Source organism: Phaeobacter sp. 11ANDIMAR09 (genome assembly GCF_001294455.1).
GTDB lineage: Bacteria > Pseudomonadota > Alphaproteobacteria > Rhodobacterales > Rhodobacteraceae > Pseudophaeobacter.
Genome location: NZ_LIKT01000002.1, coordinates 31,662 through 45,339 on the forward strand (window position 1 = coordinate 31,662; position 13,678 = coordinate 45,339).

Genomic DNA, 13,678 nt, shown 5'->3' on the forward strand with positions numbered 1-13,678 from the left:
CCGGGTGGGCACTAACTGGTGCCCATCCGTTGCCTGCATCGGCAGGAAATGGAAACGCGCGAACACCCAGATTGTAAAGGCTCTCTAGTATGACCGAAGTCTCTTGCCGCGACCCCAATTTGGTGATGCGCCTTGCCCGCCTTGGTTCCATCCACCAATCGCGCCTGTCCTTTATGCGCATCCTGACCCGCCGTATGGCGCGCGAGGGATGGCGTTTTGAACAGACCGCTTTTGAGATCAACGACCAAGGTGTTGGTCATGCGGTTTACACTGCCCATGGTCCGGAACGCGCCTATTCTCTGATCGCCTATGCTCATGACCTGCCCGCCGAAAAGCGCTCGGATCGGGTGATTGCCGAAGCCTGGGATGCGACGTTTACCCTGTTTGATGGCATTCCCACAGGCGCCGATATCGAACGTTTGTCGCAGAACATCCCGGTACAGGAAGCTGGCCGCGTCAAAGGCACTGAGCTTTCGGTCTCGCGGGCCAACCGCTCGGTGCGCCTCTGGGAACATGTTGTCAGCAAGCTGGCCGCAGGCGAGCAACCCGATGCGGCTCAAATTGATGCCGTCGGCTATCTGATGCGCACCACCGCCGTCTATGGCTCGGGCAAACTGGGGGCAGCAGATCGCGAGATGATCGCAGACCGCCCCGAATTCCGCGTGCCGTTCCAGGTCGAGATGCTTTCGGTCTATCTGACCCGCTGGTTCGTGCGTGATTTGGTGCAATATATGGCAGATACCCGCGCTAAGGCACTGGGGGCCAGTGCAGCCAAGCTGGACCCCGATCTGGCGCGCAGCATGGGCATTGGCAATTCCACCGGCCTCGGCATGGCGCCGTTCCTGTTGAATCACCCGGTGCTGTTCAGCAACTGGGTCCAGGTTCGTGAAACCGCGCTGCAGCGTGTGCGCGGGGTTGCCTCAGCCACCGCCGATGAGATCGCTGTTTTCAACGATATCTTTGCCCGTAACAAACAATCGGTCGCCAACTGGCATTCCGAACACCCGGTTCAGCTGGAGAAGCTGGCGGCCCTACAGGCTGACGTTGATCTGATCAGCGCCAAACTGGAAGATGAAGGCCTGGCGCAGAGCTCCCCCTGGGAGAGCCTCTATCAGTGGAGCACGCAGTCGCTGACTGTTGAGGGTCAGGAATGGCTGGTCTCCCTGATGCTGGAGCCCTATGGCGATCTGGTGGATGATCTGGCGGATGAAATGTCGGCGGATAACACCGCCACTTTCCGTATTGCCGGCGCCATGACCGTCGCCCGTCTGCGTGAAGTCTTGCAGGATGTTTACGGCTGGGCGCTCAAGACCGATTGGAGCCTTGCGGCCAACAAGGCCCGCGCCTGGTACGTCTCTGAAGAAAAGCTGGAGCCGCGTCTGGGTGAACGCTTTGAAGAGCCCATCGAGGAATATGAGCAGCCCTTGGCGCCGGGGCGCGATGCCACCCAGCTCTTTGCCGCCTTGGCCCATTGGCCGGAGGAGACCCCCGTCGCCGAATTCCTGCTGCGCCACCCCGAGCACCGCCATTCGGTGCGCCGGGCTCAGATTGCCAATCGCGCCCCCTATGCCGAGATCCGTGACAACACGATCTCCGAGGATGTGCTGCCAATCGATATGCTGCGCTGCAAGTTGGCATTCTTTGGGGCGATGCATTTCGACCCCCGTTCGGACCGCTGGGTCCGCATCTGCATGTATGGAAACGCGCCCTATCCAGAAGAGCTGTCGACGCGTGACGGTGATTTCTGGGTCTATCCAGATGCCCAGTCAGTTGCGAAGGAGGGCTAAAGTGATGAGCCATTCATTGAACGAAATCGAAGCCATGAGCAAACGCGCCGCCCGCGGCGCTGGTCTGGCCTGGGGCCTTGCTGAAGAGGCCGCCAAGGGTACGCGCTGGCTCTCGGCCTTCAGCTTTCCCGGCACCGAAATGCTGGCCGGACTTCTTGCCTTGAATGATCGCCTGCCTGCGGTGGATTTTTCCCCCGCGACTCTGACTGGTCGATGGTCGGCCCCTGCTGGCCGCATGAGCCCGCTGATTGCTGGTGCCGCGATGAGCGACTGCGCCATCCGCATGGAGGCTGGCCAGGTGATCGAGATGGAAAACGTCTCATTTCCGTTGCTGGTGGTGCCGTTTGCGGGCGGTGCAGCGCTGCGCCTTGGCGTACCCGTCTCCGTCTCCTGGGAAGGCGTCAAGCTCACCACCGACGGTCAGCGTCTCTGTGTGCAGGGGGCGCGTGATGCCATTCTCACCATGCATGCAACTCAGCTCAGCTGTGCGGCCCCGGCGGCGATGACCGGCCAGAGCGAGCCAGTCATGCGCGCTGATGTGGATGAAGCAGCCTGGGCCAAGCTGGGTGAATTTGCCCATCGCACCTATGCGCCTGCCACTGAAAGCTCTCGCCTGCTGGGGGCCGGTTCTGGTCTTAGCGACAACGACTGATGCGAAAGGGGGCGCGTCCTGCGCCCTGGTTCCAAAACTGAAAGAAGAGGAAACCTCCGGATGACTGCCACCGAAACTCTGAGCCTGAGTGACATCGAAACCCTCGCCTATGACGCCCTGGTGGCGGCGGGCACCTCGCCTGAAAACTCCCGGCCTCTGGCGGTGGCAACCGCCATGACCGAAGCCGATGGCGTTGCCTCGCACGGGCTCGCCTATGTGCCGATCTACGCGGGCCATGTGGACTGTGGCAAGGTGGATGGCAAGGCAGAGCCGGTGCTGAGCCAGCCGCGCCCCGGCGTGGTGGCCGTGGATGCCGCCACCGGTTTTGCTCATGCTGCCATCGACAAGGGGTTTGAGACCCTGATCCCGCTGGCGCTTGAACAGGGCGTTGCGGTTCTGGCGGTGAAGAACTCCTATAACTGCGGCGTGTTGGGGGTGCATACTCAGCGTCTGGCGCAGGCGGGTCTCTTGGGCTTTGGTTTCACCAATGCCCCAGCCTCCATCGCGCCTTCGGGCGGGGCCAAGCCCGTTCTGGGCACCAACCCGATCTCCATCGCTGCACCCGGTGTCGATGGCGAAGCCCTGGTGCTGATTGACCAATCCGCCAGCACCATTGCCAAAAGCGAAGTGATGAAGCACTCCCGCGAAGGCAAAGCGGTGCCGGAAGGCTGGGTGTTGGACGTGGATGGCAACCCCACCACCGATCCGGATGCTGGCCTCAAAGGCTCGATGGTGCCTTCGGGTGGCTACAAGGGCGTTGGCATTGCGCTGATGGTCGAAATGATGGCGGCAGCCATGACCGGGGCCTCCCTCGGGACTGAGGCCAGTCCCTTTTCGGGTCCTGTGGGTGGTCCACCCAAGACGGGTCAATTCTTTATCGCGATTGATCCCGGCGCCACTTCTGCTGGCAGCTTTGCTGAGCGTATCTCGACACTGGTGGCTTCGATCCGCGATCAGGATGGCGGGCGTCTGCCCGGCGATGGCCGTGCCAAGGCCCGCGCTCGCGCTGCAACCGAAGGCGTCGCTGTGAACTGCGCAACCTTGGAAAAGGTGCGCGCGCTTCTGTAAAGCCAGGCACTGCTTTAGCCTGACCGGGTTGCGTCATGACCTGAAAAAACGCCCCGCAGAACAGAGGGTTTGTGGGGCGTTTTTGTCTCAAACATAGGTTGGGTCAGGCGAGGTATTCCAGCTTTGCCCCGGTAAACTGACCAGTGACAGCAGGCGCCGCCGCATCAGGCAGGAGGCAGAGAGCGGTGGAGAGCCCATCCGGCAATGCTGCCCGAGGTGCACTTACTGAGATCAGGCCCGTTTTTCTGAGATCAGGCCCGTTTTTGCCGCTCCGTATCCTGTCCGAGGGTCAAGAATATGGCTTGATCCCTTGCCACCCAGGGTTCCTGCCGCTGCCGATGTCGCCAGGGCGCGATCGGACAGGGAAACTTTTGCACGTAGCTCTCCCTCTGGGGCGGCTACGCTAACATGCCAGGCAGTGCCATCTGGGCGCTGGCCCAGAACTGCGCCGGAGTTGCGGCCCCCGGGCATGGGCGCAGGATGGGCGAGTCGTTTGTAGCACGCACTGACCAACGTGAAGGAGGCAACCTGGGTGGATCTTGTTTGCCCGTTTTCAGCAAGGCAGATCAGGCAACTGTCGCAGCCAGGGCACTCCCGGTCTTGACTGTTCTGATCCTCAAGCGGGATCTGCACTTCAACGGCGCCAAACTCGCTGCAGATTTCGATCCACCGGCCTGAGCCTGCCGCCTTGCCCAGGCTCGGAAACAGCATTTGAAGCACCAGCATCACCACAAAGCCACAGCCTGCAAGGCGGCGGAACAGTCCGCCGCTGAACAGGAAGATATGCTGGAAATTAAGAGCCATTGGTCGCCAGGGTGGTTGCGAGAACTTTGTTGACCCGAGCTGGCCGTGGATTTGGCAAGTTTGTACTGTAACAAAGGACATTGCGGTTGGCACATTTTTGGTGTGATATTCGTGTTGTGGAATTTATCGGAATTTTCCCCGCCCTGAGCCCCACAAAGGCAGCGTTTACAAAATGTTACGCGGATTTGGGGCTAAATCGGCCTGTGTTGATGAAACTTCTCGCCACGCGGTCACGATCCATGCGGGCAAATCAGGTGGATTCTGTCCCAATAATAGTGAGACTGCTGGCGACGGAATGTCCGTGGAAAAACGTTTATGTTTTCTGGCTCTGCATTGGACCCACGATTGCCCCTGACACAAAGGTAGCCCCCATGAACCTGCGCCCTCTTCTTGTACTTCCCCCACTTGCGTTAGGGGTCCTGGGCTTTGTCTGGATGACCTCTCGTCCGGCCCCTGAGGTCAGCGTGCGCCAGGAAGCGGAATTGGCGGTGCGTGTCCTGCCGGTGGTGAGCCGGGAAATCACCGCCAGTGCTGAGGGGTTTGGCCGGGTTGAGGCAGAACACAGCTGGACCGCGATCTCCGAGGTTGAGGGGCGGGTCCTGAGCATTGCCGCAGGGCTGGACACGGGCAGTATCGTTGAAAAGGGTACGGTTTTGGTGGCCATCGACAAGACGGATAATGAGCTGTCGCGGCAAAAGACTCTGGCCAATATTGCGGCGGTGGAGGCGGATCTCGCAGAGCTGACTCGCGAGGAGGAAAACGCGCAGCGGCTGTTGTTGGTCGAGCAACGCATTCTCAAGGTGGCTGAGGCCGAGCTGGCGCGGGTGCAGTCGCTGCTGGATCGCGGGGCAGGGACCCAGGCCACTGTCGATACCGCGGAAAAAACCTATCTGGCGCAGCAGACCTCGGTGACCAATCTGACCAATACCCTGTCGCTGTTCCCGGCCCAGCGGGATGCGTTGCAGGCAACGCAGGCGGTGCGTCAGGCCGAATTGACCGAGGCCGAGCGGGCTCTGGAAAAATCTGTCATCACCGCGCCGTTTCGGGGTCGGGTGGCCAGCAAATCGATCGAGGTCGGGCAGTTTGTCCGGACCGGGGATACATTGATGGCGCTGGACAGTACTGCCGCGGCAGAGGTCACGGCCGAGGTTCAGCCCAGCAGTTTTGGCCCGGTTGTGTTTGCCGGATCGCAGAACGTGTTGTTGCAAAATGGCAGTTTTGATACCAGCCAATTCACCAAAGCCCTAACCCGCGCAGGTGTCACGGCCCGGGTAGAGCTGTCGACATCGGAAAACTTCGATGCCTGGCCTGCCGAGATCGTGCGGCTGCGCGGCACCATGGATGCAGATACCGGCACGATGGGAATTGTGGTCAGGGTGACAGATCCGCTGGTGGCGCAGCAGGGGCTGCGACGCCCGCCGCTGCATACAGGCAGCTTTGTCCGGGTGGTCTTCTCCAGTCAGGCTCGGCCGGATAGCATCGCAATTCCGCGCCATGCGCTGCACATGAGCGATACGGGCAGCCCCTTTGTCTATCTGGCAGACAAAGAGGAGCGGCTTGCCCTTCGCGAGGTTGTGCCGGGGCAGGTCATTGGTGGAGAGGTGCTCATCCAGTCTGGTCTGTCTGATGGTGAGACCCTGGTTCTGGGGCTACCCAGCCCGCCCGTTGCAGGTCTAAAACTGGCATTGGTGCCGGTTTCCTCGGCGGCGGAAGGCAACTGATATGATTTCCTTTTTTGTGCGCCACCCGGTTGCCTCCAATCTGATGATGCTGCTGTTTTGCATCCTGGGCATTGGGGTGCTGAGCAACCTGGAGCGCGAGACCTTCCCCGAATTCACCGCCTCGACCGTGGCGGCTTCGGTTGTCTACCCCGGGGCTTCGGCGCGGGATGTGGATGAAGAGATCTGCACCGCGCTGGAAACCGCTTTGACCGGTACATCCGGGATGACCGAACTGACCTGTCTGTCAGTTGATGGCCGTGCAACTGCCACCGCAGAGCTGGAAGAAGGTGGGGATCTGACGCTGTTTTTCAACGATGTCTTTTCGGCAGTGTCCAGCATCAATGATTTTCCGGCGGATGCGGAGAGCCCCACGGTGGAAATTCAGGCCCGCAGCGATCTTGTTGCTCTTGTCGCGGTCTCGGGCATTTCTGGAAAACAGGGGCTGATCGAATATTCCGATGAGCTGGCCGAACGCCTGCGCGTCTTGCCCGGTGTTGCCGAGATCTCAGTGGCCGGCATCACGGATCGCGAACTGCAGGTGGTCTTTGATCAGGATGCGCTGCACCGCTTTGGCCTTTCACCGCGCAATATTGTCGATGCCATCCAAGCCCGCAGCCTGAGTCAGCCGCTGGGCAATGCGGATCTGGATGAAAACAGCCTGGTGCTGCGCTATGCCGATACCCGCCGTTCGGTTGCCGATCTTGAGGATTTGATCGTACTGCAAAACCAGTCCGGCAGCTTTGTTCGGCTGCGTGATCTGGCCGAGGTCCAGTTGAGGGATACCGATGAGAACATCGCCTCCTATATTGATGGCGATCAGGCGGCGATCATTTCGGTGTCCAAATCCAAGACCGCTGACAGTATCCGAGTATTCGAGGCCGTCGACCAGGTCCTGAGCGCGGAACGCGCCGCCTATCCTGACCCTTTCCGCATCACTGTGACCAATAACATGACCGAGCTGGTCGAAGAGCGTTTGCAGCTGATTGTCGAAAACATCGCGGTTGGTTTGGTTTTGGTGTTTTTCACCATGTGGCTGTTCTTTTCTCTAAAAGAGGCTCTGTGGATCTCTGCCGCTCTGCCGGTGTCCTTTCTGGGCACATTGTTTGTGATGAGCGTGCTCGGCATCACCATCAACATGATCACTCTTGTGGCTCTTTTGATGGCGGTGGGTCTGATCATGGATGATTCCATCGTGATTGCCGAAAACATCGACAAATGGCGGACCCGCGTTGGCCCGGCTGAGGCCGCCTCTCGCGGGGCACTGGAGGTCTTGCCTGGAGTGACCTCCTCTTTCCTGACAACCGCCTGCGTTTTTTGTCCATTGTTGTTCCTGGCGGGTGATATGGGGCAGATCCTGCGGTTTATTCCGATGGTTCTGCTGATTACCCTGGCAATTTCGCTGTTTGAGGGCTTTTTCATTCTGCCGCACCATCTGAGCCATGGAAAACCAGGCAAACCAGAGCTTCATAAGCCCCGCTTGGCGGAACGTGCTCTGGAGTGGGTCAAAGAGCGCTGCGTCTTGCCGATTGCCGCGCGCTTGGTCTCCCTGCGCTATCTGACCTTGGGATCGGTCTTTGCCGCCCTGATCTTGTCGGTTGGTTTGATTGCTTCCGGCTCGGTCAAAATGATCGGCTTTCCCACCACCGAAAGCGATACCCTGACCATCCGCTTTTCTCTGACCTCGGGGATCAGCCGGGAACGCACCGTTGCGACGGTTGACCAATTGCTGGAGGGGCTGCACCAGGTGGATGCCGAGCTGACGCCCAAGACAGAAGGCGGTGCTCCCTTGGTGGAGCGGGTTCTGGTCCGCTATGCGGTCAACTCGGAAGTCTATGACAATGGGTCCAACACTGCCACGATCACGGTGGATCTGCTGAGCAGTGCTCAACGAAACGTCAGCGCCGATGCGGTGCTTGAGGCATGGAGGCTGGCGGCGGGTCCTATTCCGGACCTGATCCAGGCTTCCTTCTCGCAGTCCGAAGTCGGGCCAGGTGGTTTTGATCTGGATGTGGAGCTCACAGGCTATGACCTTGCCGAGCTGGAGGCGGCCTCGGCCGCGCTGCGCACCGAGCTGTTGAAGCGCCCGGATGTGGTCGAGGCCTTTCAGGACTTCTATGGAGGGCGCCAAGAGGTGCGGTTGACGCTCAATGAATATGGCTACCTGGTTGGCCTGACGCCACAGGCGCTCTCGGACCAGCTGCGCAGCGCCTTTCAAGGCACTGAGACCGATAGTTTCCGCTCCAATCAGTCCGATATGACGGTGCGAGTCAAACTGGATGACACGGTGGCCAATCTGATCGAACTGGAGCGCTTTCCGATCCTGGTAGGAGAAGGCAAGCTGGTGGCTCTGTCGACGGTTGCCGAGATGACCCTGTCGCAGGGCTATCCGACGATCACCCGCAAAAGCGGCAAGGCTCTGGCGCGCATTCGCGGTAAGATCGACACCGAGGCCGTGACCTCAACGCAGCTTGCCGCAGTGATCAGCAATGAGTTGGAACCAGAGCTGCAACAGAGCTTTCCGGGAGTAGAGATCGGCATTTCGGGCGCCAGCGCTGAACAGGCGGAGTCGCAGTCTTCCTTGATGAAGCTGCTCCTGCTGGGGCTTGTGGGCATCTTCATGGTTCTGGCCTTCCAGTTCCGTTCTTACACGCTGCCCTTTGTGGTGATGCTTTCTATCCCCTTTGCCTTGATTGGAACCATTCTGGGGCATTGGGGGATGGGCATGGATATCTCGATGCCCAGCCTCATTGGCTTTGCCTCGCTGGCGGGGATTGTTGTGAACAACGCGATCCTGTTCCTGACCTTTTTTCAGACGCACCTAAAGGGCGATGACTATCTGGCGGCCTCGCTGGATGCCGTGCGCGCCCGGTTCCGGCCCATCCTGTTGTCGACCTCCACCACCATTGCGGGCCTGGTGCCGATCCTGTTCGAGACCAGCCCGCAGGTGCAGACCCTGGTGCCGGTCGTGGTTTCGGTGGCCTTTGGTCTTTTGGCCTCGATGGTTCTGGTTCTCTTGGTCTTTCCGGCGCTGATCTCGGTCTATTTTGACATGGTGAATGTGCGCAAATGGGTGGATCAGTTCCAGCGCAGCGAGAATGTTCTCTGACCTTCGCGACACAGCACAAGGGGCGGCTGCCTATGCGCAGACCGCCCCTGTTTACTGCGGACCTAGGTGGGGTCAAAGCCCCAGATCTGACAGGCCGGGGTGATCATCGGGGCGCCGCCCCAGCGGCCAGTGAAACTTGCGCTCTGCTTCCTGGATCGGCAGATCATTGATGCAGGCAAAGCGGTTCTGCATCAGGCCGTTTTCGGCAAACTCCCAGTTTTCATTGCCATACGAGCGATACCAGTTGCCGCTGTCGTCGTGCCATTCATAGGCATAGCGCACGGCAATGCGGTTCTCGGTAAAGGCCCAGAGCTCCTTGATCAGGCGGTAGTCCAGCTCGCGGATCCATTTGGCTTCAAGAAAGGCCTGGGCTTCGGCGCGGTTGCTGACAAAGGTTGCGCGGTTGCGCCATTTGGTGTCCGGCGTATAGGCGAGCGCCACCTTGGCGGCATCGCGGCTGTTCCAGCCGTCTTCGGCCAGGCGTACCTTTTGGATGGCGCTGTCACGGGTAAAGGGCGGCAGAGGCGGGCGGGTTTCCATAGGGAGGCTCCTTTTGGTCAAACGAGAAGGGGGAGGGATTAGAGGTCGAGAATTAAGGGGGCACTGTCTTTGGCGGGGCGGGCGCAGCACAGCAGGGCTTCACCCGCCTCCACCTCGGCTTCGGGAGGGCTGCGATAGCTGACGCGGCCTTGGGATAGTTTGGTCGCGCAACTGCCACAGGACCCCGACCGGCAACTAAAATTGGGCGTCAACCCCTGGGCCTCTGCCAGCTCCAGCAAGGAGCCGTCTTCGGCGCTCCACTGGGCAGCGGCATCAAGGCTGGCAAAGCGGACCTCGGCGGCCTCGGCTTCATCTTTGGCGGGGTGATCCATCGCCTGCGAGGAGGCGGAGGTGTCGGCGGTGCGGGTCAGGGCGGCGGGGCCAAAACTCTCGGCATAGATCCGGGCGTCCCGCACACCGAGGCGGAGCAGGCTGTCATAAACCCCCTGCATGAAGGGGGGCGGGCCGCAGAGGAAAAAATCATAGTCATCCAGAGCCAGCACCTGCCGCAGGGTGTCATCGGTGATATGCCCGGTGCCGTTATAGTCTTCGCCGGGTTTTTCACCCTCAGCCGCGTTGCTGAGGATGGACAGGTAACGGATCTGTCCCTCGGTTGCCTGCTGCAGGGCGCGAAAGGCATCCGCAAAAGCGCGCTGGGCGCTGTCACGGCTGGCATGCACCACCGTGAGCGGACGCAGATGACGGGTGCGCAGCCCTTCGCGCATCACATGGCTGGCCATGGAGATCATCGGTGTGACGCCGACGCCCCCCGCCAGCAGAACCGCAGGGCGGGTCTCCGTAGGATCAATATAGAATGAACCGCGCGGCGCTTTCGCCTCCAGAACATCGCCCGGTGTGACCTGGTCATGCAGCAGTCGCGACATCTCGCCCTGTTCTTCGCGTTTGACCGAGATCCGGTAATAGGGCTCGCCGGGGGCAGAAGAGACGGTATAGCTTCGGCTCAGCACTTTCGCGACCGCCTGCCCAGCGGGCGGTGTTTTGGATCTGGCGCGCAGGGTGAGAAACTGACCGGCTTCAAAGGGCAGAAGCGGCGCGCCATCAGCAGGCTCCAGATAAAAGGAGCGAATGGCCGCGCTTTCCTGCTCCACCCGAGCGACCCGGAAACGGCGCCAGGCGTTGCGGCCCTCTTCCTGTTTGGCGCGTGCGCTGCGCTCTGCCCAGGTATCTGCCATGAGTGAATGCGGGGAAAAGGCGCCGAGTTTGGCGCGAAACGGCAGGGCATCGCGCAGCCAAAGCCCATGGTCCAGGGTAAAGCGCCACCCCCGGTCGGCGCCGTGGAAGCCGCGAATTTCCGGTGCATCCTTTGACAGCAGCTCGGTGGTCCCGGTGAGCATCAACAATGTCCCGGTTTCAAAATCTGGAAACACCAACCCGGCCTTGGGGTTGAGCAGGAAATTTCCGAATGTGTTGAAGTGGTTGTTGCCGGGGAAATCGGGAATGATCAGGCTGTTGCCATCGATCTGTACAAAACCGGGCCGCCCACCCCGATGCGAGACATCGACCCCTTCATTGGTGGGATTGTCACGCGCTTCGACTGCGCTGGCGACAAAGAAGACATCCGCCGATCCGATCTTCCTGCGGGCCTCTGCGTCCAATTGGGTAAAGCACGGCGCAGCCTGCGCCGGGGTGCTGTCGGCGGGATCGCGCAGAAAGGTGATGTCGCGGTGCTGGATATACTGCGGGCAATTGCCAAAGGACTGGTCCACACGCAGTTGAACCTGGGCCTCCCCCAGCGTTGCGACACGGCCATTCATCCGGTTGCGACGGCGACTGTGCGGCTCAATCCCAAGCAGCCCTATCGGCGCCTCGGGGCGCAGGGCGCTGCGCACTGGATCGGTCTGTGCGGCGTTCAAAGCGATGTCCAGATGACGGTTGTCCGGGCTGTTCGCGAAACCGGGGGCACCTGGAAACAGACTGGCCCAGGGCCAACCCTCGGCGTCTACAGCCCCCACCACCACAAAGGGCAGCTGGGCAAAAAACGCCCGGTGTTGATCCGGCATAAAGGGGCGGATCACCCTGCGACCAAATTTCTCCATCATCTCGCGGCTGCCGTTTTCGCTTTGCAATTGCTGCTCTCCGGCATGGAAGGGTGAGGCAGTCTGGCTGTCATCAGGCTGGGCGGGGAGGGCAGGGGACATGGCGGACCTCGTTACGGCTGGGGCTAAATGGAAATGGGACAAGAAGGCAACAGGGCAATGTCCGGGGCGGGCTTGCCGCCCCGGGCTTTGTCGTGAGTGGGCAAAATCAAGCCGCGGCGCGCAGGCCGACGGGGGTGACGGGCATAGGCTTGAAGCCTTTCAACCCTTCGATATTGGCGAGCAGGCGGCGCACATTGGCATAGGTCTCCAGCGAGATGCCGCCTTCGGGGGCATGGGCCACATAGGAATAGATCGCCACATCCGCGATGGTGGGGGCCGAACCAACCAGGAAGTCGCGCCCCTCCAGGTGGGCCTCCAGTTTGCCCAGCACCCGCTCGGCGACAGTTTTACAGAACTCTGCATCCAAGGCTGCGTTGAAGACATTGATCAGACGTGCGGCGGCCGGGCCAAAGGCAACCTCACCCGCAGCCAGGGTCAGGAACTTCTGTACCTCGGCCTCGGCCACTGGATCGCTGGGCAGATAGGCTGGGGCGTATTTGCGCGCCAGATAGACCAGAATGGCATTGGCGTCGGTGATCACGGTATCGCCGTCCTCAATCACCGGCACCTGACCGGCAGGGTTCAGCGCCAAAAAGGCCTCGCCCTTTTGTTCGCCGCTGGCGAGATCGACGTTGATTACCTCATGGGCGATGCCTGCCAGGCTGGCAAAGAGTTCGACACGATGAGCGTGACCGGAGAGCGGGAAGCTGTGAATGCGAATCGTATTGGACATAGTCTGTACCTCAAGGTTTTGCCGCGACTGCGGCCCGGGTGAAAGCAACTGGTTAAGAGCTGCGGTTCGATGAGGTAGAGATACATTCAGAACACTTGGGTGATAATATATCTATCTGTGGAGTAAGTATGTACGAAACGGCGATAATGAACTAGGCTGCCTGCACCTGACCAGAGCAGAGGGCTAAGGGAATGGACACATTGGATTGCATGCGGACCTTTGTTGCGGTTGCGGCGCAGCATTCCTTTACGGCCGGGGCACGCCAGATCGGCATTAGCACCAAACTTGCCAGCAAATATGTGGCCCGGCTAGAAGAACGCCTGGGCGCGCAGCTCTTTCACCGCACCACGCGATCCGTCACCCTGACCGATACCGGCCAGGCCTATCTGGAGCGTTGCCTGCCTCTTCTGGATCAAATCGACGAGATGGAAGGCGTCATACAGGAGCGCCAATCTGAATTGGCGGGGGGGATCCGGATCACCGCGCCTACTGGCTTTGGCAGCCGCGAACTGGTGCAGGCCGTGACGCCGTTTCAGCAGGCGCATCCAAAGGTGCAGATCGAGATGCTGCTGTCAGACTATCACGCGCCCATCGTCGAAGAAGGCATCGACTTGGCGGTGCGGTTTGGCAAGCTGCAGGATTCCACCCTGGTGGCGCGCAAACTCTGTGACATGCGTTTGGTGGTGGCCGCCGCACCTGACTATCTGCAGCGCAATGGGGAGCCGGGTCACCCCAAGGCGCTGGCCACCCATAACTGCCTGTTACTGCAATCTTCGGCGCAGCCGGATATCTGGCGCTTTCGCGAGGCAGGGGAGGTGACTTCGGTGGCGGTAAATGGCAGTTTTCGCGCCAACTCCCCACGTGCTGTTGCCCATATGGCGGCAGGGGGGCAGGGCATCGCCCGCTGCCCTTACTACACGGTGAAACCCTTTGTTGAGTCCGGACAACTGCAGCTGCTCTTTGCTGAGTGCGAGGATGCGCCATTGCCGCTCTATGTGGTTTATCCCCCCAGTCGCCATTTGACGGCACGGATTCGCGCTTTGATCGAACATCTGGCGACTTGGTTTCAATCGGGGGGGCAAAATCTATGGGCGCCTTAACTGGAGCG

Annotated in this window: 10 protein-coding genes; 6 read left to right on the plus strand and 4 right to left on the minus strand. The window is 60.4% G+C overall.

What is annotated here, in order from left to right; genetic code table 11:
- Positions 1–89: 89 nt before the first annotated feature.
- The 3 genes from AN476_RS01680 to AN476_RS01690 are packed head-to-tail and all read left to right on the plus strand — an operon-like array spanning position 90 to position 3,507.
- Complete coding sequence (locus AN476_RS01680) at positions 90–1,787, plus strand: hypothetical protein (RefSeq protein ID WP_054458976.1); 1,698 nt, start codon at positions 90–92, stop codon at positions 1,785–1,787.
- A 4-nt stretch (positions 1,788–1,791) separates the two neighbouring features.
- Positions 1,792–2,439, plus strand: a complete 648-nt coding sequence (locus tag AN476_RS01685; RefSeq protein WP_054458978.1) for a DUF3726 domain-containing protein — start codon at positions 1,792–1,794, stop codon at positions 2,437–2,439.
- A gap of 60 nt (positions 2,440–2,499) precedes the next feature.
- On the plus strand, positions 2,500–3,507 hold the full coding sequence (locus AN476_RS01690; protein ID WP_054458980.1) for an Ldh family oxidoreductase: 1,008 nt from the start codon (positions 2,500–2,502) through the stop codon (positions 3,505–3,507).
- Between the two features lie 231 nt (positions 3,508–3,738).
- Here the strand turns inward: AN476_RS01690 and AN476_RS01695 are convergent, their stop codons facing one another.
- On the minus strand, positions 3,739–4,311 hold the full coding sequence (locus AN476_RS01695) for an FAD:protein FMN transferase (RefSeq protein WP_054458982.1): 573 nt from the start codon (positions 4,309–4,311) through the stop codon (positions 3,739–3,741).
- Between the two features lie 434 nt (positions 4,312–4,745).
- On the opposite strand from AN476_RS01695, the gene AN476_RS01700 reads away from it, so the two are divergent.
- Entirely contained in the window at positions 4,746–6,032 is a 1,287-nt protein-coding gene (locus tag AN476_RS01700; protein ID WP_054458984.1) for an efflux RND transporter periplasmic adaptor subunit, read from the plus strand.
- 1 nt (position 6,033) lies between these two features.
- A complete protein-coding gene (locus tag AN476_RS01705; RefSeq protein WP_054458985.1) occupies positions 6,034–9,138 on the plus strand; it encodes an efflux RND transporter permease subunit in 3,105 nt (1,034 codons plus the stop codon).
- Between the two features lie 72 nt (positions 9,139–9,210).
- On the opposite strand, the gene AN476_RS01710 is transcribed toward AN476_RS01705, so the two are convergent.
- The 3 genes from AN476_RS01710 to AN476_RS01720 all read right to left on the minus strand — a co-directional run bounded on the left by AN476_RS01710 (position 9,211) and on the right by AN476_RS01720 (position 12,570).
- On the minus strand, positions 9,211–9,678 hold the full coding sequence (locus AN476_RS01710) for a nuclear transport factor 2 family protein (RefSeq protein WP_054458987.1): 468 nt from the start codon (positions 9,676–9,678) through the stop codon (positions 9,211–9,213).
- 38 nt (positions 9,679–9,716) lie between these two features.
- On the minus strand, positions 9,717–11,837 hold the full coding sequence (locus AN476_RS01715; RefSeq protein ID WP_054458989.1) for a pyridoxamine 5'-phosphate oxidase family protein: 2,121 nt from the start codon (positions 11,835–11,837) through the stop codon (positions 9,717–9,719).
- A gap of 106 nt (positions 11,838–11,943) precedes the next feature.
- Entirely contained in the window at positions 11,944–12,570 is a 627-nt protein-coding gene (locus tag AN476_RS01720) for a glutathione S-transferase family protein (protein WP_054458991.1), read from the minus strand.
- 191 nt (positions 12,571–12,761) lie between these two features.
- Between AN476_RS01720 and AN476_RS01725 the strand changes: the two genes are divergently transcribed.
- Complete coding sequence (locus tag AN476_RS01725) at positions 12,762–13,670, plus strand: LysR family transcriptional regulator (protein WP_054458993.1); 909 nt, start codon at positions 12,762–12,764, stop codon at positions 13,668–13,670.
- The last annotated feature ends 8 nt before the right edge of the window (positions 13,671–13,678 follow it).